Source organism: Corynebacterium sp. MSK071, assembly GCF_030232125.1.
Taxonomy (GTDB): Bacteria; Actinomycetota; Actinomycetes; order Mycobacteriales; family Mycobacteriaceae; genus Corynebacterium; species Corynebacterium kefirresidentii.
Window position 1 is genome coordinate 86048 of sequence record NZ_JASPJA010000003.1, and the last position, 20305, is coordinate 106352.

17 protein-coding genes are annotated in these 20305 nt (G+C 56.9%); 14 read left to right on the plus strand and 3 right to left on the minus strand.

Annotation, left to right across the window (positions count from 1 at the left end; translation table 11 throughout):
- Positions 1–102: 102 nt before the first annotated feature.
- The 10 genes from ftsY (at position 103) to ffh (ending at position 12997) form a co-directional block, all read left to right on the plus strand.
- Positions 103–2043: a signal recognition particle-docking protein FtsY gene (gene ftsY, locus QP990_RS03055; RefSeq protein WP_284798367.1), complete on the plus strand. Its 1941-nt coding sequence runs from the start codon at positions 103–105 to the stop codon at positions 2041–2043.
- A gap of 371 nt (positions 2044–2414) precedes the next feature.
- Entirely contained in the window at positions 2415–5393 is a 2979-nt protein-coding gene (locus QP990_RS03060) for a DUF4040 family protein (RefSeq protein ID WP_284798368.1), read from the plus strand.
- Positions 5393–5869, plus strand: coding sequence for a sodium:proton antiporter (locus QP990_RS03065; protein ID WP_023021275.1), 477 nt, complete (start codon positions 5393–5395; stop codon positions 5867–5869). Before QP990_RS03060 ends, QP990_RS03065 begins: the two co-directional genes overlap by 1 nt.
- Positions 5869–7410: a monovalent cation/H+ antiporter subunit D family protein gene (locus QP990_RS03070; protein ID WP_023021276.1), complete on the plus strand. Its 1542-nt coding sequence runs from the start codon at positions 5869–5871 to the stop codon at positions 7408–7410. The genes QP990_RS03065 and QP990_RS03070 overlap by 1 nt, the downstream gene beginning before the upstream one ends.
- The gene (locus tag QP990_RS03075; protein ID WP_259825598.1) at positions 7411–7944 is read left to right on the plus strand and encodes a monovalent cation/H+ antiporter subunit E; all 534 of its coding nucleotides are present in this window, start codon (positions 7411–7413) and stop codon (positions 7942–7944) included.
- Positions 7941–8231, plus strand: a complete 291-nt coding sequence (locus QP990_RS03080) for a cation:proton antiporter (protein ID WP_284798369.1) — start codon at positions 7941–7943, stop codon at positions 8229–8231. The genes QP990_RS03075 and QP990_RS03080 overlap by 4 nt, the downstream gene beginning before the upstream one ends.
- Before the next feature lies 1 nt (position 8232).
- Entirely contained in the window at positions 8233–8601 is a 369-nt protein-coding gene (locus QP990_RS03085) for a Na+/H+ antiporter subunit G (RefSeq protein WP_049361135.1), read from the plus strand.
- Positions 8602–8823: 222 nt separating this feature from the next.
- Positions 8824–9162, plus strand: a complete 339-nt coding sequence (locus QP990_RS03090) for a P-II family nitrogen regulator (protein ID WP_200288908.1) — start codon at positions 8824–8826, stop codon at positions 9160–9162.
- A 7-nt stretch (positions 9163–9169) separates the two neighbouring features.
- On the plus strand, positions 9170–11293 hold the full coding sequence (locus QP990_RS03095) for a [protein-PII] uridylyltransferase (protein ID WP_284798370.1): 2124 nt from the start codon (positions 9170–9172) through the stop codon (positions 11291–11293).
- 51 nt (positions 11294–11344) lie between these two features.
- A complete protein-coding gene (gene ffh / locus QP990_RS03100) occupies positions 11345–12997 on the plus strand; it encodes a signal recognition particle protein (protein ID WP_049361138.1) in 1653 nt (550 codons plus the stop codon).
- 137 nt (positions 12998–13134) lie between these two features.
- Here the strand turns inward: ffh and QP990_RS03105 are convergent, their stop codons facing one another.
- Complete coding sequence (locus tag QP990_RS03105; RefSeq protein ID WP_284798373.1) at positions 13135–15402, minus strand: acyltransferase family protein; 2268 nt, start codon at positions 15400–15402, stop codon at positions 13135–13137.
- A gap of 353 nt (positions 15403–15755) precedes the next feature.
- On the opposite strand from QP990_RS03105, the gene rpsP reads away from it, so the two are divergent.
- Positions 15756–16283 carry a 30S ribosomal protein S16 gene (gene rpsP / locus QP990_RS03110; RefSeq protein ID WP_284798375.1) on the plus strand — a complete coding sequence of 176 codons (528 nt, stop codon included), beginning with the start codon at positions 15756–15758 and terminating at the stop codon, positions 16281–16283.
- Positions 16284–16510: 227 nt separating this feature from the next.
- Here rpsP and QP990_RS03115 read toward each other — a convergent pair whose 3' ends face one another.
- The gene (locus tag QP990_RS03115; protein ID WP_234288180.1) at positions 16511–17197 is read right to left on the minus strand and encodes a TetR/AcrR family transcriptional regulator; all 687 of its coding nucleotides are present in this window, start codon (positions 17195–17197) and stop codon (positions 16511–16513) included.
- A 38-nt stretch (positions 17198–17235) separates the two neighbouring features.
- Entirely contained in the window at positions 17236–17640 is a 405-nt protein-coding gene (locus QP990_RS03120) for a cupin domain-containing protein (RefSeq protein ID WP_284798381.1), read from the minus strand.
- Between the two features lie 104 nt (positions 17641–17744).
- On the opposite strand from QP990_RS03120, the gene rimM reads away from it, so the two are divergent.
- The 3 genes from rimM to QP990_RS03135 all read left to right on the plus strand — a co-directional run bounded on the left by rimM (position 17745) and on the right by QP990_RS03135 (position 20235).
- A complete protein-coding gene (gene rimM / locus QP990_RS03125) occupies positions 17745–18242 on the plus strand; it encodes a ribosome maturation factor RimM (RefSeq protein ID WP_200288914.1) in 498 nt (165 codons plus the stop codon).
- Positions 18239–19111, plus strand: coding sequence for a tRNA (guanosine(37)-N1)-methyltransferase TrmD (gene trmD / locus QP990_RS03130; protein WP_200288915.1), 873 nt, complete (start codon positions 18239–18241; stop codon positions 19109–19111). The genes rimM and trmD overlap by 4 nt, the downstream gene beginning before the upstream one ends.
- A gap of 494 nt (positions 19112–19605) precedes the next feature.
- Positions 19606–20235 carry a hypothetical protein gene (locus tag QP990_RS03135; protein WP_259824677.1) on the plus strand — a complete coding sequence of 210 codons (630 nt, stop codon included), beginning with the start codon at positions 19606–19608 and terminating at the stop codon, positions 20233–20235.
- The last annotated feature ends 70 nt before the right edge of the window (positions 20236–20305 follow it).

Here is a 20305-nt window from a genome sequence, read left to right on the forward strand (position 1 = left end):
CCAGGGTGGTAGCCGCGGGCGTCGCCTGCCGGTAGGCCCCTCTATCCGGGATAGGAGGGGGTTTGGCGTGCCGCGAGCCCGCAAGACTGGCACTATAGAGACATGAATTCTTTATGGTTATGGATCGGCATTGCGATCGTCGTCATTGTGCTGATTATTCTTCTCGTAGTAATCGGCAAAAAACGCGGCGACGCCAAGAAGGTGTCCTTTGACAAGCCCACTGAGGAAGAACCGAAGCAGCTTACTCAGGAGCAAAAGTCCGGCAATTATCAAGCTAAGTCCGGCTTTAACTTCGCTCCTGCCGGTAGTGCCAAGGAAAAGCAGAAAAGCCCGGTGCAAGCGGAAAAGCCCGTGAAGAACCAGCCAGCTGCGGATAAGTCAGCTCCGGCACATCAGGAGGCAAAGGCAGAGCCTAATGCTACCGACATTGCCAACGAGCAGCTTAGCGGCAAGACCCCACAACCACAGGCCAAGCCGCAAGCACCTGCGGACAAGCCACAGCCTGCTCAGGCTAAGACCGATGCTGCGGCCGACAAGCCCGCGGTAGAGCAACCAAAGGAAAATAAGCCGGCACCACAACAGCAGGCAAAGCCGGCAGAAACCAATAAAACTACTGAGACCAAGAAGCCGGCAGATGTCAAAGAGCAGCCGACTGACTCTCTCCCAGATAAGTCCGAAAAGAACCCGTCCACGGGCGCTGGAGCCACGGCGGCAACCGCTGCCGGTGCAGCAGGGGTAGCGGGTACGGCAGCTGCGGCTGCAGAAAGTAAAGAAACGCCTGCGGATAATGTCGCAGAATCGGTCGAGCAGCCAGCAGCAACATCCGAGCCGAAGGAGCCAGCGGAAGAGGCTTCGCCAGCTGCTGAAAAGGCAGAAGCTCCTGAAGATACCGTGGCTGTGGAAGACGCCGCAGTAGCAGAGGAATCCCCAGTCTTTGACGAGGTCGTTGAAGACAAGAACGCGGAAGACATTGAAGAGCGCGTCGATGACCGCGAGGAGGCCGAAGAGGCTGCGGCTGCAGCCGAGGCACAAACCGGCGCGGCCGAAGCAGCCAAGGAGCAGACCGAGGCTCCAGAGGGAGAGCCAGCCCCAGCGCCAGTACCACAGGAAGACATTGCTCCCGCAGGCGGGCGCCTTGGGCGTCTGCGTGGACGCCTGTCCCGTTCGCAAAATGCCATCGGCCAGGGACTTATGGGAATTCTTTCCGCAGGCGATCTGGATGAAGATGCCTGGGAGGAAGTAGAAGATACTCTCATCATGGCGGACCTAGGCACCAAGTCCACTATGAAAGTGACTGACTCCCTGCGCGAGAAGATTGCTGAGCGCGGCGTCTCCAGCGAGGACGAGGCCCGTGCCATGCTGCGTGAATGCCTCATCGAGGCAGGCCACCCAGAGATGGACCGTTCCATTAAGGCCATGCCGAATGAGGGTAAGCCAGCCATCGTTATGGTTGTCGGCGTTAACGGCACCGGCAAAACCACCACCACGGGCAAGCTTGCCCGTGTGCTTGTAGCCATGGGTCATAAGGTACTTCTGGGCGCGGCGGATACTTTCCGTGCTGCGGCCGCTGATCAGCTCGAGACATGGGGTCGCCGCGTTGGCGCCGATACCGTGCGCGGCAAGGAGGGCGCTGACCCAGCATCGGTCGCCTTCGACGCGGTAGCTCGCGGTGTAGAACAGCAAGTAGATGTGGTCTTGGTAGATACCGCAGGCCGCCTGCATACCTCCACAGACTTGATGGACCAGTTGGGCAAGGTCAAGCGCGTGGTGGAAAAGAAGACCGATGTGGACGAGGTTCTGCTGGTACTGGACGCTACCGTGGGACAAAATGGTCTGACTCAGGCCCGCATATTCCGCGAGGTAGTAGATATCACCGGCGTCGTCCTAACCAAGCTGGATGGTACTGCCAAGGGCGGAATCGTCTTCCAGGTGCAAGAGGAATTGGGCGTTCCGGTCAAGCTTGTGGGCTTGGGCGAAGGCGCCGATGATCTCGCACCGTTTGAGGTCGAAGGCTTTGTCGACGCTCTCTTGGGCGAGAAATAACGCCTAACTTCAAAGCTCCCCCTGCATATCGGGAAGCGCGAGCGTGCGCCACGGTGTGCTGGGGGAGTTCTTCGTTTTCCTGGCTGAGTTCCAGCGTGTACCTTGCTCGCGAATTCTTTTCGTCGATTTGGGATCACCACTTCGCAAACTATGCGGAATGGGCAATTCAATTGCTATGGAAGAATGTCCTGCTAAGTGCCTGTGGTTTTTCTGACTATAAGCGTAATTGGGGCGGTTGTGCTCGCCTTTTATCAGTCGCCAGGGAATGCTGCAATGTGGTTTGGCCTTGGTGGGAATGGTAGCCTGAAGGGGCTGTATTTAATGCGAAATTCGCATTAAACCTAGACCAAGGTTCGTGAGGCAAGTATTTCGTGACGCTACTTTATGCAGTCCTCCTCGCGGCGCTGGCAGTGATCTTGGCACCGGTAACCGTAAAGGTTATTGACCGAAAGGCAGGCTATCTACTAGCTGGCCTTTTTGTTATTGCAGCGGTCCTTATTGCCAAGGAATTTCCTGCCATTGCAGCCGGGGAGGAATTGAGTTTCCACGCCACTTGGGTGCGCGATTTTATCGCACCGGGCGTCGACGTAAGTTTTGCTCTCCGCGGGGATGCGTTGAGTATTTTCTTTGCTATGTTGGCGCTGGTCATTGGTGCCGTCGTCTTTACGTATTCGGCGGCTTATCTGCCTAAGAATGAGGGTAATACCAGCTTCTACACCTTGATGACAGCGTTTACGCTGTCCATTTTATTGCTGGTTTTGGCCAATGACGTTGTGGTTTTGTTCCTTGCCTGGGAGCTAGTCTCCTTGGCTTCCTTTATGCTGATTGCGCGCTCCGGTTCGGGCGGCGAAGCTGGTTCGCAGCGCACCTTGATCCTGACCTTCGTTGGTGGATTGACCCTGCTGACCGGGTTGGGTATTGCTGCGACAGTGACCGGATCGACTGCGGTATCTGAGATTCTGGCGTCGCCGGTATGGACACAGCGCCCCGGTGTAACAGCGGCCGTAGCCGTGTTGATCGCGGCGTCTGCATTTACCAAATCGGCGCAATTCCCATTCCACTTTTGGCTTCCTGAGGCTATGGCCGCCGCCACTCCGGTTTCGGCTTTCCTTCACGCAGCCGCAGTGGTCAAGGCTGGCGTGTACCTGCTGATTCGCTTTTCCACGATCTTCCACGATGTGGCGGTATGGAATTGGCTGCTCATCGTGGTTGGAATGGGTACCGCGGTAATGTCCGCGGTCTTTGCAGTGCAAAAGACGGATTTGAAGAAGCTCACGGCTTATTCGACCGTCTCCCATTTGGGCTGGATTGTCGCCACCATTGGTGTGGGAACCCCATTCGCTATCGCCGCAGCGTTGGTACACACGTTGGCGCACGCGCTATTTAAGTCCTCGCTGTTTATGCTTATTGGCGTCATCGACCACGAGGCCGGTTCGCGCGATATTCGCCGCCTCGGACCACTGTGGAATAAGATGCCGTGGACATTTTGCTCGGTAGTCATCGGCGCGGCCTCTATGGCCGCGGTACCACCGCTTTTGGGCTTTGTATCCAAGGAAGGCATGCTCACTGCGTTTGAAGACGCCCCGATTGGTGGCACTGGCCAGGTCATCTTGCTTATCGTTGCCGCCATCGGCGCCTTCTTTACCTTTACCTACTCCGCCAAGATCGTCTTCGGCGCCTTCTTTGATGGACCTCGCGATATGGGACATGTCCACGAGGCTCCGGTTTCCCTGTGGCTGCCTGCCGCACTACCGGGCTTTATGTCCCTGCCGCTGGTATTTGTACTCGGAATCTTTAATAACCCGATTGACCATGCAGTGGCTGCTGTTGGTCTGGAACATCATTCGCACCTTGCCCTCTGGCACGGGCTTAATGTTCCTTTCCTTATCTCGCTCGTGGTCCTTATCGCCGGTATTGCCGGTATCTTTGCCCGCAAGACGATGTGGGCAAGCTTTGAGGACAAGAAGTTTATGCCGCGCAGCGGCAATGAGTTGCTGCACTCTCTGCAGTTGGGCTGTTCGCGGCTGGGACGAGTCTTGGGCAAGATGTCCGATTCGCATAATCCGTCCCGCCACATGCTGCCCATTGTCATTTTGATTATCGTGTTGGCCGCGACCACGCTCATCCGCGATGGCGTCGATGGGGTAGCGCTGCAGCCGCGGGTAGATGGTCTGGATAACCCATGGGATCTGCTTCCATTGGGAATCATCGCGCTGGCTATGTTTGGTTTGGTGCGAACTCAGAACCGCTTGACCGGTGCCATCATGATCGGCATTGCCGGCTCTGGTGTAACCCTGCAGATGTTCCTGCTCGGGGCGCCGGACGTAGCTTTGACCCAGTTTATGGTGGAAGCCCTATCTGTCATCGTTATGATGATGGTGCTGCGCTACCTGCCGGAAACCTTCCAACCGGTGAAGGATAAGTCCCGCAAGACCGGCTCTATTGTCATCGCAGTTTTGGCCGGTGTTGCTGCATTCTTGGGCGTGTGGGGCCTCATGGGCCGACACGAGCGTTCGGATCTGGCCATGTGGTATCTCGATAATGCGCCGGATATTACCGGCGGCGATAACGTCGTGGCTACCATCATCGTGGAATTCCGTGCGCTCGATACATTGGGCGAGCTTTCCGTGCTGGGCATGGCTGCAGTGGTTATCGCAGCCATTACTACAACGTTGCCGCGATTCCCATTCAGGTCAGGTACACGTCCTGCGCCATTTGGCCAGTCGCAGCTGAACTCTGTGCCATTGCGCAAGGGCGTAAACGTGGTGATCCCGTTGCTGGTAATCATGTCTGTCATCGTTTTCTTCCGCGGCCATAATGCCACTGGTGGTGGTTTCCCGGCAGCATTGATTATGGGCGCAGCAATCGGGCTTATCTACCTGTCCCGAGGATCTGATGAAATCGTCTTCGGCCGCATGACTCCGATTCACTTGACCGGTATCGGCATTATCACTGCCTTGGCTGCAGGCTTCGTGGGCTACTTGCACCACGGCCTTGGCAACGGTGGCTTCTTGGCGGCTATTCATGCTGAGGCCTTTGGTCAGCACTGGACTACCTCGCTCATCTTCGATTTGGGCATCTACCTAGCGGTGTTGGGCATGTTGACCATGGCGATTAATGCCCTGGGCGGTTACCTGCGCCCTGGCACGGAGCGTGACTTCCTGCCGTGGATTCATGATGATAATTCCGCGCTGCCAACCACGCCGCGCATTTCGCTTGAGGATGTCGATGATCCGTATCCGGACCCGATTAACCCCTCGACCGATCCTTTGGCTTTGCTGACGCCATCGGAAGCAAGGACGAAGAGGAAAAATAAACGGTCCATGCCTAAGCGAGGAGGAGAGAAGTAATGATCCTTGCATTGACTATTGCTTTGCTCATAGGCAGTGCCGTCTACCTCATCCAGCAGCGCGGTTTGGTGCGCATCGTGTTGGGCATGATGGCCTTCGGACACGGAGCTAACCTAATGCTGCTGGCTACGGGCGTGTACTCCTACCGCGGCGAGTCCTTCCCCTCCCAGGTTCCACACGACCAGATGGCAGATCCGCTGCCGCAGGCCTTCGTGTTGACCGCGGTGGTTATTTCCATGGCAACCTCGACCATCCTGTTGACGATGGCGGCAATGGGCAAGAACGACGACACCGATGTGGTGGAGCCGGTTGATGACAACACCATCGACCATGCCTTTTCAACCTTGGGCCGTGACGCCCAAAATCGCCAGATTCTGGAAGAATCCACCAACCAACTTGACCGTATCGGTCAGGTGGACCACGACACTCCCGTAGCAGAGCGCGGGGCAGCTGAACAGAAGGAGGATGATAAATAATGACTGATGCTGTAGCTCAACTCCTTCCGCTCTTCCCAGCGGTCCCGCTGATTGCAGCAGCCTTTGCACTGCTGGCACCGTGGCGTGCGGTGCGCGATTCCATCATGTTGATCATCCCGGGCATGGGAATCTTTGCTGGCCTGGGTCTGCTGATGTACACCATGAACAACGGGGTAGTTGCCCACACAGTGGGCCTATACCAAGGCAATGTGGGTATCCCGTTTGCTGCGGATGCTTTCTCCGCGTTGATGATCATCACCACGATGATTGTCGCTTTTGGCGCCAACTGGTTTGCCATTGCGGGCGGGGAGACCAAGTCTCGCTTTTATCCATCGCTCACCTTGATTTTGATTACCGGTGTCTGCGGTGCGTTGCTTACTGCTGACCTCTTTAACTTTTTCGTCTTTATTGAGGTTATGCTTCTGCCGTCTTATGGCCTTATCACCATGTCTGGTACTTGGTCGCGTCTGGCGGCCGGACGTGCCTTCGTCTTGGTGAACCTTTTCGCCTCCACCTTGCTGGTCGTTGGCGTGGGTTATATGTATTCGGTTACCGGCGCGGTTAACCTTGGCGCATTGAAGGGTGCGGCAGCAGGTAACGGGCCCGTCACCGTCGCCGCGGGTTTGATTCTCATTGCAATCACCGCCAAGGCCGGCGTATTCCCTGTGCAGTCGTGGTTGCCTCGCACTTACCCGGGGACCTCAGCTGCGGTGATGGGCCTGTTTTCCGGCCTGCACACCAAGGTGGCCGTGTACATGCTCTATCGCCTCTACGTGCAGCTATTCGGTCTGGATCAGCGCTGGAATGTGTTGATCATCGTGATCATGATCATCTCCATGATGATCGGTGCCTTTGGCGGCCTAGCGGAGAACTCCATTCGCCGCGTGCTCGGCTATCAGATGCTCAACGGCATGCCTTTCATCTTGGTAATGCTTGCTTTTACCTCTGATGACCCACGCCGCGCACTAGCAGCCGGCATTATGTACACGATTCACCACATGTTGACTGTTGGTTCGCTGATCTTGGCTTCTGGCGCCATTGAGGAAACCTACGGCACGGGCCTGCTAACCAAGCTGTCCGGTCTCGCTCGTCGGGACCCCATTATCGCGTGGATTTTCGCTGCCGGTGCGTTCTCCGTCGTAGGTTTCCCGCCGTTCTCCGGAATGTGGGGCAAGCTGATGATCGTCTTCGAGATTGCCCGGGTAGGAGGCGCGTGGGCGTGGATCGCTATCGCGGCTATTATCATTGCCTCCTTTGCCGCCTTCTTGGCCATGCTGCGGGTATGGCGCAAGGTTTTCTGGGGCAAGGGCTTGCCGGAAGATAAGGTTCCGGATGAACTGATCATCCGCAAAAAGCTCATGGCCCCCTCTGCCGCACTCATCCTTGGTTCGCTGTGCATGTTCATTTTCTCTGGGATCGTTCTGGACGTTGTGGATAGCGCCTCGGAGCAGCTGCTTGATACCACCGCTTATACTGAAACCGTCTTGGGAGACGAGCCGATTGCAGTTCCCAATATCGATGAAATTCAGGAGGGCCGTTAAATGAACGCAGTGGTGTATGCATTGTGGCTCATTAAGGAAATCTTTGTGGCCGGCATTAGCCTGGCAATGGCGGCCTTTAAGCCAGATAACGAATACCACCCGGTTATCATTCGCTATCCACTGCGTGTGACTGGAGCATGGGAGATCTTCTGGTTTACTTCTTCTATTACCGCAACGCCGGGAACCCTTTCGCTGGGTTTGCGCGAGCCACCCCGCAAGGGGCTGCCACGTATCGTGCTGGTGCAGGCCGTTCAGGGATCTGACCCGGCGGCAATCGTGGCTGATTTGGCTGATATGGAGCAGCGCCTTGCCCCACGGGTGAAAGACATCGACTACGGCGTCCCAGGCCAAGGAGAGACGACGCAATTGGATGAGGCTTTCTACGAGTATCCCCTCGAATCTGTCGGTCGCTTTATGCGCTCGCCTGACTTGGCGCGGGCGGAGGACACTCCGCTTTCAGAAAGCGAAGCGGACGTCGAAAAGCCGAAGCGTCATGCCCGGAACATAAAACGCAGGAAGGAGACCGAGCGATGATTGATTTTGCCACACTGTCCCCGTTCGGCTGGGTCGTATTTGTATGCGTATTCATCATTGGCATCGCCACATGGTGCGGCGTGGTGCTTGCACTGCGCACACGCGATGAGCTCACTCGCGCAATTACGTCTGACATCGTGTTCTACGGCATGATCTGCATGTACTTGGCATGGTCGATGACCAATAACGCCCCGATGGCCTACTACATTGCACTCCTCGGTGCCATTGCCGCGGGCGTGCTGCCCACGCTATCTATGGCCCGCATTATCTCGAAGGGCAGGCGATAAAATGGCTATTTCTGAGATTATCGCCTCGGTGCTACTTATTATCGCCACCATTTTGGTGGTCGCGACGGTTATATCCCTGTGGCGGGCGCCCGACGCATTGACGCGCGCTAACCTGCTGGGGCCGACCGTGGGTCTTGCGGTACCGCTGATTATCGTGGCCAAACTAGTTGTAGATTTTGGCCGCGATGGCTTTTCCCTGTGGCTGCTCATTCAAGCCCTGATCGCCTGCTTCGGTGTGTGGATTATCGGTTCAGTAGGTTCCTTCTACCTGGGACGTTCCATCTACGGCGTAACAGTTACTGACGTCAAACACGCCAAGCATAACCACAAAAAAGTCCAAACCGTGCAAGCCAAGGAAGACGATATCTAGTCACCCTCAGCGCCTTCTGGCGGCGAGTCTTATCTGCAATAGCGCTCAATGGCGGAAATGCAGACGAGCTCGCCGCCTTTTGGTTTTACTGGATTGTGGCATTCACCGGGCCCTAGATTCATGACGCGAATATAGTGCACAGCAACTGCCGTGCTCGGGCTAGAATGGATGCACACTATTCGGTGCTTCTAGCCCGCCCCGAAGAGAAAACAAGGAGTAACAATGAAACTCATCACGGCCATCGTTAAGCCCTTTACCCTGCCGGAAATCCGTCAGGCGCTAGAGCAGCAGGAAGTACGCGGTCTCACTGTTACTGAAAGCCAGGGCTTTGGGCAGCAGCGAGGGCATAGCGAGGTATATCGCGGAGCAGAATACGCCACCGATTTTGTGCCTAAGGTCAAGCTGGAAGTAGTAGCGGCGGATGACCACGCTGAAGACATCATTAACGCCATTGTGGATGCTGCCTACACTGGCAAAATCGGCGATGGCAAGCTGTGGGTAACCCCAGTAGAAGATGCCATTCGTGTACGCACCGGGGAGCACGGCGAGGCGGCACTGTAAAACCAGTATGCTTAACGCCGCACAGATTCGCGCCGAGGCCCATGCCTCGGCGCTTCGTGTATTGCGCAGCCTCGAGCTCCCAGCGGGGACTGCGCTCGCTGCCACCGGGTCCTTCGCCCGCAATGAGATGACCCCGCAATCGGATATTGACGTCATCCTTATCTATCCGGAGGGCCACGATCCAGACCCAGCGCTGGTGGAGAAGCTGTGGTTGCCCGTATGGGATGCCAAGTATCGCCTAGATTATGCCCTGCGCACCCCGCAGGAGTGTGCGGCGATTGCTGCAGAAGATGCTTCTGCTGGCTTTGCACAGTTGGACTTGGCCTTTGTCGCAGGGCGCAAGATATTAGTGGATGAGGCGCGGGCACAGCTGCTCGCAGCGTGGCGGCGCCAGCTGCAGCGCGGCTTTGATGACTTTGTGGATACCGCGATTATTCGCTGGAAGCGCTCGGGCGCGGTAGCAGCAATGACGAATCCAGACTTGAAAAATGGCCGTGGGGGACTGCGCGATATTCAGCTTCTGCGCGCGATGGCTTTGGGTAACCTGTGCGACTTTCCTGATCTAGACGTCGAAAAGCAGCTGCTTCTCGACGTCCGCACACTCCTGCATGTCAAAGCCCGACGCCACCGCGATATCTTAGACCCCGAGTTCGCCGCGGACGTGGCTGCGGATTTGGGCTTTGAAAACCGATATGCCTTAACCGCCGCTTTGGTAGGCGCTGCAGCCACTGTTAATAAGGCCGTAGAACGCGGCCTGGCCACCGCCCGAGGGGTGCTGGGGAGAAATGCGCTGGCGGCGGGCCGCGGGCAGCGCCGTCCACTCGATGTGGACGTGGTGGCAGAGGGCGGCGTTATCTACCTTTCGCGCAAACCGAATGTGGAGGATCCGTGGTTGCTTACACGCGTTGCGGCAGCCGCGGCGCGCACGGGATATGCCGTTGCCGAGACCACCTGGCACCAGCTCCAAAAATTGCCGAATCTGCCGCCACGCTGGCCGCGAGCAGCGGTGGATGATTTCTTCGCCATTTTGTCGTCCCCGCAATATACGCCGCGGGTTATTCAGGATTTGGACCGCTATGGCCTGTGGGAACGTCTAGTGCCGGAATGGGGGCATGTGCGCGGTTTGTTGCCGCGCGAGCGCAGCCACGTCAGAGCGGTGGACCATCATCTCATTGCGACGGTTACTCGGTGCGCGGAGGTGCGCACCTCGGTAGCTCGCCCTGATCTATTATTGCTGGCCGCGCTTTACCATGACATTGGTAAGGGCTACGAGCGCCCCCACGCTCAGGTAGGCGCGGAAATGATAGCTCGCCAGGCAGCCCGCATGCGGTTGAGCGTGGCCGATAGGTCGCGTGCTCAAATTCTGGTGGCAGAGCATACCACCTTAGCGCGGCTAGCTGCGACAATGGACCCGTTCTCCGATGCCGCTCGTGACGCATTGTTGGCCGCAGCGCATTACGATCAGCTGATTATTTCGCTGCTGGCGGTATTGGCTAAGGCTGATGCGCAATCGACAGGGCCTAGCGTCTGGACACCGCGGGTAGAGCAAGCGCAGAAGCTTATTGTCTCTCGCGCTCTGGAAGCACTCAAACCAGGCGTCCTTCAGCGCCCCGCGGTGCACGTGCCGCTATCTACTGAGGGCGTTGCGCTTACGGTGGATTGGGAAGACCAAGAAGTTACTGTGTCCTGGTGTGGCTCCTCCAAAGGGGAGCTCAAGCGCATTTTTGCCTTGCTGTCCGCTTTGGGGTGGACCATCGTGCGGGCCAATATCGTCAAAGAGGATGACGGTACTTATAAGGCGGAGTTTTTCATCCGCACCGTACAACAGACCCTCAAGGAAGCGGCCCAGGAGATAAGGTTTATCCAGTCTTATAACTCCCGTACCTATACGGAGCTGCCAGATATCGAGGGAGAAGTAACCACCGCGGCTTTTGATGTGGGCGGCATCTTGGTGATCCGTACCGTCGAGCGCATTGGTGCTTTGGGGCACTTGATAGAGGCATTGCCAGACTTTGTGTGGCTGCGCCATGAGATTATGGGCGCGACAATGATCGTCAATGTCTTCCTTGCCGGGGAGGCTTCCCGCGCTACGGTGGTGGGGAATGTGACCAGGGCCCTGGCAAGGGACTAAGATTAAATAGTTGAACTTTAGATCGATCTAAATTAAGGGAGCGCATCCGTAGTGTTTGACTCACTATCAGACCGCCTACAGTCAGCCCTGGCGGGCCTGCGCGGTAAGGGCAAACTGACCGAGGCTGACATTAATGCCACCGCCCGCGAGATCCGCCTCGCGCTGCTGGAAGCTGACGTGTCTTTGACCGTCGTCCGTGGCTTTATCAAGCGCATCAAGGAACGTGCCCGTGGCGCGGAAGTCTCTGAGGCGCTCAACCCAGCCCAACAGGTAGTCAAGATCGTCAATGAAGAGCTCATTGAGATCCTCGGCGGCGAAACTCGCCGCCTGAACCTAGCGAAGAACCCGCCGACAGTGATCATGCTCGCCGGTTTGCAGGGTGCCGGTAAGACCACGTTGGCCGGCAAGCTGGCCAAGCACCTGGCCAAGCAAGGGCATACCCCGATGCTGGTGGCCTGTGACTTGCAGCGCCCGGGTGCGGTGCAGCAGCTACAGATCGTCGGCGAGCGCGCCGAGGTGCCGACCTTCGCGCCAGATCCGGGTACCTCCCTGGACTCCAATGAGCATGAAATGGGTACCTCCCACGGTGATCCGGTAGACGTCGCCAAGCGCGGCATTGCTGAGGCCAAACAGAAGCAGCACGATGTGGTCATCATCGATACCGCCGGCCGCTTGGGCATTGATGAGACACTGATGACGCAGGCGCGCAATATTCGCGACGCCGTCGAGCCGGATGAAGTCCTCTTCGTCATCGACTCCATGATCGGCCAGGATGCTGTGCAGACTGCTGAGGCTTTCCGCGATGGCGTGGACTTTACCGGTGTGGTTCTCACCAAGCTGGATGGCGACGCCCGCGGTGGTGCGGCCCTATCTATTCGTGAGGTCACCGGCAAGCCCATTATGTATGCCTCTACCGGTGAGAAGCTCGATGATTTCGATGTCTTCCACCCCGAGCGCATGTCCAGCCGCATTTTGGGCATGGGTGACCTGCTTTCCCTCATCGAGCAGGCCGAGGCCACCTTGGATCATCAGAAGGCCGAGGAGGCCGCCTCCAAGCTTGGTTCTGGTGAGCTGACGCTGAATGACTTCCTTGAGCAGATGCTGATGATCCGCAAGATGGGGCCCATCGGCAACCTGCTGAAGATGATGCCCGGCGGCAAGCAGATGAATGAGATGGCCGCCATGGTGGATGAAAAGCAGCTGGACCGCATCCAGGCCATCATCCGTGGTATGACTCCGCAGGAGCGTGAGGATCCGAAGATCCTCAATGCTTCGCGCCGCAAGCGTATTGCTAATGGCTCTGGCGTGAGCGTTTCTGAGGTCAACCAGCTCATCGAGCGCTTCAACCAAGCTAAGAAGATGATGTCCAAGATGGCCGGCCAATTCGGCATGGGTGGTATGGGTGGCCGCTCTGCTACCAAGAAGAAGCCGAAGGGCCGCAAGGGCAAAAACGGCAAGCGCAAGAAAGGCAAGGGCGGCGGTGGAAACCGCGGCCCGAAGATGCCGGGCGGAATGCCGGGCATGGGCGGAATGCCAGGTATGCCCGGTGGTGGCGGCATGCCGTCCATGGAAGAACTGCAAAAACTCCAGCAGCAAATGGGCGGCGGCGGTGGCATGCCGGGAATGCCGGGCATGCCAAAGATGCCGAAGGGAATGGAAAATATTGACCTCAACAACTTGGACTTTGGCAAGGGCAAAAAATAGTCTGCCTCAGTCTTAAGGCATAGCAAAGGAGGCTCCCACGTTATTGTGGGAGCCTCCTTCGTTCTATGCAGGCAGTTGGGTGCCTTATCCCCAGCGCCCGTGCTCATAGGCGTTGGCGCGTGTTCGTGCGCTATGGCCTAGACGGCGTCGTCGTGCACAGCGTTGGGGTAGGGGACTGGGTTGGCATGTGGCTTGCCGGCGTCGGTAGGTGCGGCAGGTGCCGGCTCCACAGCTGCTGCGGCCTGCTCCGGGGGGATATCAGGGGCTTGCTGTTGGACCTTTTCCCCGTTGAGGAATGGCTTCAGGGCCTCGCGAATCATTGGCATAGCCGATTCCGCGAAGGCATTGGTGATGTGGTGCATGTCGCGGTAGACCATCGTATTGCCGATGATGACTGGGCAGTCACCATTGTCATCGCAGAACCACGGGGCGGTATCTACCGAGAGCATATTCTGGTACTTCGAGAGCACTACTGCACCGGGGTCATAGGGCTGGTAGACCTGCTCAAAGCGCATGCCGCAACCATAGGCATCTTCGGTGGCTACATAGCACTCATCGAACTCGCGCGGACGGCCTTCCTCATCGAAGCCCCACGGGTTATCGCGGAAGCCCAAGAAGGGGATATCCCGCTCGGCTAATTCATCCCAAAATGCCTGGTATCCAGCGGGAACAGCATCGGGGCCCGTGCCGTACTCATTTTGCGGGCGCGTGGTATTTGAAATCACCAAGGCTGGGTTTGCTTCTTCGATGCGATCCATCACTAGTTTGCCCCATTCGGCGCACTCAGGGGTCACGGTGACATCGTCACCCAGCTCGATGGGGCAACCTTGGCGTAGCAACGGAACCAATTTAAAGCCCATTTCTTTGCCCAGGCGGTCAAGCGCGGAAGAATACTGTTCCGCGTGGGAGCCGCCAACCAAATAGACTTCCTTTTCTGCGTTTGTGTCACCGAAAATGCACGGAGTTTTGCCGTCTTTGCGGGTTTCGAAGAAGAAATCAGCGGGCTGGCTATCCGGAACAAAGCACCAATTAGCAGCCACTGGTGGCTGGATGCCGCCGGCCAGAATTGGGTCAGGCTTAATCTCTACATTATCCGGTGGGGTGAGGTGATTGATGAACGTCGTCGCACCGGGGTAGAGGGAAGGATTCAGAAGTTCTGCGTCGGCATCATCAAGCGTGCGCATCCACAGCGGCTGAATGGCCAGAAGGCCGACAACGGCCGCAGCAACCACTACACCACCGACGCCGCGAGCAGCGCCTGCCGGCTTCCGCAATGTCGATAGGCCCTTGCGTACCGGCAGATCCTCGGCGGTGGGGCGCTTGCGATGCTGGCGCAGTGGCCGCTCCAAAAAGCGGTGCGTGAGGTCCGCCAGCACCAGTGAAATGGCGATAATGATAACGCCCAGCCACCACGATGGGGTTTCTTGACCCAAATAAGAGGTGGACAGGATAAGCAGAGGCCAGTGCCATAGGTAGAGCGGATAGGCTACATCGCCCAGCCAGCGGGCCTGTTTGGAGGCCATGGCCTTGGAAATCTTGCCACCGCCACCCAAGATGATGAGCACGGCGCCGCCCAGCGGCAAGAGCGAAAGCGGGCCAGGATACGCGGTGGTATCGGCGATGATGGCACCGGTAAAGATGAGCATCACAAGGCCCAAACCCGTAAAGAGGTCATAAAGGCGGGGCGGAATCTTCCAGGCGGAACCGTAGATGGCTAGGACAGCACCCAAGGTCAACTCCCAAGCGCGTGACCAGGTGGAGTAGTAGTTCTCCGGGGTGCCGTAGAGGCCGTGGCGTGAAGCATAGGCGAAGGAGGCAATGGTGGCCACAATGAGGATCGGGCCCGCAATCTGGTTGACTGTGGGGAAGCTGCGCTTGCCCAGTGGTTGGTGCTTCGGCCGGAACTTCATGATGGCTGCCAAGATGGTCGCAAAGGCAATGCCCATGATGTAGAACTGGCCCTGTACGGCCATGGACCACATGTGCTGCAGCGGGGAGGTATCCGCTGCGGCCGCCGTGTAGTCGGCGTTTTGTTCCGCTAGCTCCCAGTTCTGGTAGTACAGCATGGTGGCTGTGATCTGCTGGGTGAGCTCGGTGCGCATGAGCTGTGGGGTGAAAATGCGCACCAGAATGTAGGTCACGCCAATGACCAAAACTAAGCTGGGTACCAAACGTCGCAGGGTGCGCCAGATGGGCCACCAAGGGTTTAAAGAAGCGTTGGGCTTGCTGGCGTAGCGCAGCTGGGAGCCCAAGAAGAAGTAGCCGGATAGCAGCAAGAATACGTCCACGCCGCCGGAGACGCGTCCAACGAAGACGTGGTAGATAACTACTAGGCCGATGGCAATACCGCGAAGACCATCAAGGTCATAGCGGTACCGGAAATTTCGCGGTGATTCTTTAGTCATAAACTGTCTTTTCGTGCGTCAACGCCTTTACAGTGAGGCAGAAGGCGCGCCATACATATGAAACCAAATGTCTATATTCGGCCCTTAAGGCTACTCTGCTTTAGTATCGATGGCATAACGAACCTGCGTGAGTGGCGTCGTGATTTTTAAAATTGCAGATACTCGCGCTAAAATACTTCAGGTTATCTACTCGGATACTCCGGGCTAGGTAGTCCACAGAACGTAATATTCTGCGTAGCACCGTTCCCGTCTACGGTCGGCCGGTATGTCACACGCAGATTAAATCCAAGGGTTGAACCGGCGCACTACCTGGTGCGCGTCTGTACTGCCCAGTGACTAGAAAAGGAGCCGTCATGGCTGTCAAGATTAAGCTGCAGCGTTTGGGCAAGGTCCGCGCTGCTGAGTACCGCGTTGTTATTGCTGATGCCCGCACCCGTCGTAACGGCAAGGTAATCGAGAACATTGGTATCTACCACCCGAAGGAAGAGCCTTCCCTCATCCAGATCGATTCTGAGCGTGCGCAGCACTGGCTGTCCGTCGGCGCACAGCCAACCGAGCCGGTTCTTGCTCTGTTGAAGGTCACCGGTGACTGGCAGAAGCACAAGGGCCTGCCTGGTGCAGAAGGCACCCTGAAGGTTGCTGAGGAGAAGAAGTCCAAGCTGGAGATCTTCAACGAGGCACTGGCTGAGGCTAACAACGGCCCGACCATCGAGGCTATCACCGAAAAGAAGAAGAAGGCCAAGGAAGAGGCTGAGAAGAAGGCCGCTGAGGAAGCTGCTGCTGCAGAGGCTGCTGCAGAGGCTGCCGCTGCTGCTGCCGGCGAAGCTGATGCCGAGGCCGAGGAGAAGGCTGAGGAAGCTTCCGAGGAGTCTGCAGAGTAATCTGCCTTCCTTTGCTCAGCGCACAGCGCTTCTACCTTCGGGCCCTGCCTACACCACTGTGCAAGTCGTGTAGGTGGGGCTTTTGTGCTGTGTGGATGAAATCAACCGGCCCAAAAAGATGACCGCGCACGCATGTCCTTGGTGGAGTTGCGTGCGCGGTCATCTTTTTAGAAAAGCACGGTGAAACCCAGCAAGCTACAACGGGTGGGGGAGGGTGAATGTTTCCCTTAGCTCTGTGGCTTGTAGTCGGCATAGCGACTGTAGACATTAGACGGATCTTTAAAGTCCATGCCACGCAGGCCGCCGGCAACAACCGGAGCAAAAAGTTCTAGGATTTGCTCGCGTGGTAGCTGTGACATGGGGCCGTTGACGGCAAGAACGGTAAAGCCATGGATGGTAGACCATGCCAAAAGGGCGTTCTGCATGAAATATGTGGGGTCAGTAGTATTGTCCAAAGCTTGCGCGTGGCGGGCGAGAAGGGCGAAGAAATCGCGAATCTGCTGAAGGTGATCCATCTTCGGATCATCTTCGGTGTGTGGATCCACACCGAGCATGAAGCGCAGCGCCTTCCATTCCAACATGCAACGGAAGAAATTGGTCTCATCCAAGGCAAACTCGAGGTAAGCGTAACCGATTTGCACCAAGTGCTCTGGAAAATCCAAGTGCCCGGCAGCTTTAGTAGTCTCATGCAGGCGCCGGACCAGTTCGTCGGTGGCAAGCTCTGCTACCTTATCGTGTAGTTCTTCTTGATCCTTGAAGTGGCGGTAGGCGGAGGTAGGGGATACTCCGGCTTCGCGGGTAACGGCACGGACCGTGATGGCATTGGGGCCGCTTCGCTTGCCTAGCTGGACTGCGATGCGGAGCAGCTCATCGTGGAGGTTTCCATGATGGTAAGGCTTATTATGCGATTCCATGAGAGTCATTTTATCACCGAAACTTATGTTCCTATAAACTATTTTGTCAGCATAGTGAGCAACAAAATTGCGGGGGTAGAGGTACCGGAATCCGCAGCTGCAGCCTCGACTTTATGCACCTCATATGCAGGAAGATGCACGATCGTGCCCGGCGTAAGGGTGACGGTTTCTTCACCATAGGTGAAGTTGAGCTGCCCGCGGAGCGTCTGCACGGTAATGGGATGAGCGGCCTTGTGGTCCGGTAGGGACTGTCCTGGTGCAAAGCTAAAGAGAATGAGATTAGCGCCATCGGTGCTCAAGACGCGCTGTACGCCTGGGCGGGGCCGCTGCAGATCCGTATCCGGTGCGATATCGAGCAAATTAAGTGTAGTCATAGCGGAAGCAGTGCCCAGATGGGAAGCCGTGCCAAAAGTATCCGGGGAATTGGTAGGTAAATCGCTCATGTGCCTACTTTAACGACAATGAGCCCCAAAAACTGGAACTTTTTCGAAGTAGCTGAAAACCCATCACTGACAAGGGAAAAGGCTCGTGCTGTAGAATTTCCGCTATGGAATTGATGATTGGTCGCGTGATTAAATCGCACGGCGTGAAGGGTGAAGTAGTAATCGAGGCCACTACTGACGAACCGGAGGTGCGCTTTGCGGTGGGGGAAGCGCTCCATGGCACGCAGGGCAAAAAAGAGCACACGCTAACTATCAAGGCAGTCCGCACTCACAAGGGAAGGCTGCTCGTTACCTTCGAAGAAGTAAAAGACCGCAATGTGGCGGATAGCCTGCGCGGCACGAAGTTTTTCGCCGCGCCGCTCGATAGCGATGATGGCGGTTTTTATGACCATGAGCTGGAAGGACTACGCGTACTTCTGGCGGGCAAAAACATTGGTGAGGTTACGTCGGTCATCCACGGTGGAAGCCAAGATTTGCTAGAGGTAAATCTCGACACTGGCAAGGAAGCACTCATTCCTTTCGTGCATGCCATTGTTCCTGACGTGGACCTTGCAGCAGGGACGTGCACCATTGACCCGCCGGAAGGATTGCTGGACCTATGAGGCTTGATGTTGTCACCATCTTTCCGGAGTACTTGGAGCCGTTGCGGCATGCACTTTTAGGAAAAGCCATTGAACAAGGTCGCCTTGAAGTAGGCGTACATGATCTGCGGCAGTGGGCGACTGATGCGCATAAGTCTGTCGATGATTCGCCGGTCGGCGGCGGCCCTGGCATGGTTATGAAGCCGGAAGTATGGGGGCCGGCACTCGATAGTGTTGCTGCTCAGGAAAGTGCACCGAACCTAGAATCGGCCCTTCCGCACTTGAACCGTCCCCGCCACGATGAGCTTGAAGGAGTAGAGGCGCACGCCTATGCCGTTGACGCCCAGCCCGAGGAGGATAGTGACCTCCCACTGCTCATTGTGCCTACCCCAACGGGTAAGCCGTTTAGTCAAGCGGATGCGCGTGCGTGGTCGACTGAGGAGCATATCGTCTTTGCTTGCGGGCGTTATGAGGGAATCGATCAGCGTGTGGTGGATGATGCCGCGCGTCGCTACCGCGTCCGCGAGGTATCCATCGGTGATTATGTGTTGATCGGTGGGGAAGTAGCGACGTTGGTAATTGCAGAGGCCGTCGTGCGACTCATTCCAGGCGTGCTGGGCAATAAGCGCTCCCATGAAGAGGATTCCTTTTCTGATGGTCTCTTGGAGGGCCCGAGCTATACCAAGCCGCGAGAGTGGCGGGGTCTGGCCGTACCGGACGTTTTGACCTCGGGAAACCACGCCTTGGTGGATAAGTGGCGGCGCGAACAAGCATTATTGCGCACTTGGCAGCGCCGTCCCGAGCTGCTGGAAGTAGCCGAGCTAGACAAGGATGATAGGGCTTTCATTGCGCAGTTGGAGCAGGAAGCTAAGGCTAAGGGTGAAGGCTAATGGAGGTTAGTGCTGATCTTTCCGTGCTTCTAGGAACTCGAGAGAATGAGGATTGCCTCGCAGGACTGCCTGACAGGCTACGTGCTCAGGGCTTTCATCCAGCTAGCATTTTCGTCATTCAGGTAGCGGAGTCATGCCCGGAGAGCAGCCCTTTAGCGCAGGAATACCGTTTCAGGTTTGGTCAGCGACCGCAGGGAATTCCGGTGTGGCGGCTTATAGTTAACGGTGAGACCGCACACCCCTTAGCCACCGTGGCCCCCACTGTGGCGGAATGTTTGCCCCCGGAAGCGCTGTGGTTGGGGAGCGCGGAAATCGGTTTTACAGAGATGGGGCTTGGTACCCCAGCGGTATGGCGAGCGGAAGCTGCGCAATAGGCGCCGACGAGAAAATTAATCGCCGCATTTTCACGCTAAATCTGCAGCGCTTAGGCCGTTTGGGGTTATAGTAAGGGGACATTCCCTCCAAACTTCTATTCCCAAGGTGGTCCCTAAACCATGACGGCTCCCAATAGCAATAATTACGGTGGATTTAACCAGCAGCCGCCCCAGTACAACCAACAGTATTATCCCCAGCAGAACAATGGCGGCGTCAGCGGTGCCACGATCGCTGCGATTATCGCAGCCATTGTGGCGGTAATCGCGGTGGCTGCCATGGTCATTATGTTCGTGACCAATAACAAGAGTGACTCTACGGATAGCGCTGCAGGGGATAGCCAATTCCAGCAGGCGGATGCGAATAGCGGATCCGGAGCTGGGTCGGGGTCCGGCAAGAAGTCCGGTTCCTCCAAGGATTCTGCAGAGGATGAGGACTCCAGCCCGGTCACGGTGACCGAGACCAAGGAAGCCCCGGCACCAGCACCGGCACAGGCTGGTTCCGCTGGCTCCAGCAATGGACATTCCTGGGGTGATTACCCTAACTATTATGCGACTGGCCCGACTTCCAGTCCTTTTGCTCGCAACGTCTACACCACTTTTATGAATAACTGGGTTGCGGGTGGCGGCACTAACGTCACCTTGAGCGTCCATTCGCCGACCACCGGTGGTACCTACACCATGTACTGCTCCGGTAGCTCCGCCCGGGTTACTTGCACCGGCGGCGATAACGCCCGCGTGGTTATCCACTAAGCACGCGCCGCACCTTCCTCCTTTCCTTGCTGGAAAGGAGGTTTTTGCGTTGAGAGGGGCGTCGGCAAGC

Bases quoted from the DNA above. Each gene is read 5' to 3' on its own strand.
- ftsY (WP_284798367.1), top strand. From the start codon at position 103: ATGAATTCTTTATGGTTATGGATCGGCATTGCGATCGTCGTCATTGTG.
- QP990_RS03065 (WP_023021275.1), top strand. From the start codon at position 5,393: ATGATCCTTGCATTGACTATTGCTTTGCTCATAGGCAGTGCCGTCTAC.
- QP990_RS03070 (WP_023021276.1), top strand. From the start codon at position 5,869: ATGACTGATGCTGTAGCTCAACTCCTTCCGCTCTTCCCAGCGGTCCCG.
- QP990_RS03075 (WP_259825598.1), top strand. From the start codon at position 7,411: ATGAACGCAGTGGTGTATGCATTGTGGCTCATTAAGGAAATCTTTGTG.
- QP990_RS03080 (WP_284798369.1), top strand. From the start codon at position 7,941: ATGATTGATTTTGCCACACTGTCCCCGTTCGGCTGGGTCGTATTTGTA.
- QP990_RS03085 (WP_049361135.1), top strand. From the start codon at position 8,233: ATGGCTATTTCTGAGATTATCGCCTCGGTGCTACTTATTATCGCCACC.
- QP990_RS03090 (WP_200288908.1), top strand. From the start codon at position 8,824: ATGAAACTCATCACGGCCATCGTTAAGCCCTTTACCCTGCCGGAAATC.
- QP990_RS03095 (WP_284798370.1), top strand. From the start codon at position 9,170: ATGCTTAACGCCGCACAGATTCGCGCCGAGGCCCATGCCTCGGCGCTT.
- QP990_RS03105 (WP_284798373.1), bottom strand. From the start codon at position 15,402: ATGACTAAAGAATCACCGCGAAATTTCCGGTACCGCTATGACCTTGAT.
- rpsP (WP_284798375.1), top strand. From the start codon at position 15,756: ATGGCTGTCAAGATTAAGCTGCAGCGTTTGGGCAAGGTCCGCGCTGCT.
- QP990_RS03115 (WP_234288180.1), bottom strand. From the start codon at position 17,197: ATGGAATCGCATAATAAGCCTTACCATCATGGAAACCTCCACGATGAG.
- QP990_RS03120 (WP_284798381.1), bottom strand. From the start codon at position 17,640: ATGAGCGATTTACCTACCAATTCCCCGGATACTTTTGGCACGGCTTCC.
- rimM (WP_200288914.1), top strand. From the start codon at position 17,745: ATGGAATTGATGATTGGTCGCGTGATTAAATCGCACGGCGTGAAGGGT.
- trmD (WP_200288915.1), top strand. From the start codon at position 18,239: ATGAGGCTTGATGTTGTCACCATCTTTCCGGAGTACTTGGAGCCGTTG.
- QP990_RS03135 (WP_259824677.1), top strand. From the start codon at position 19,606: ATGACGGCTCCCAATAGCAATAATTACGGTGGATTTAACCAGCAGCCG.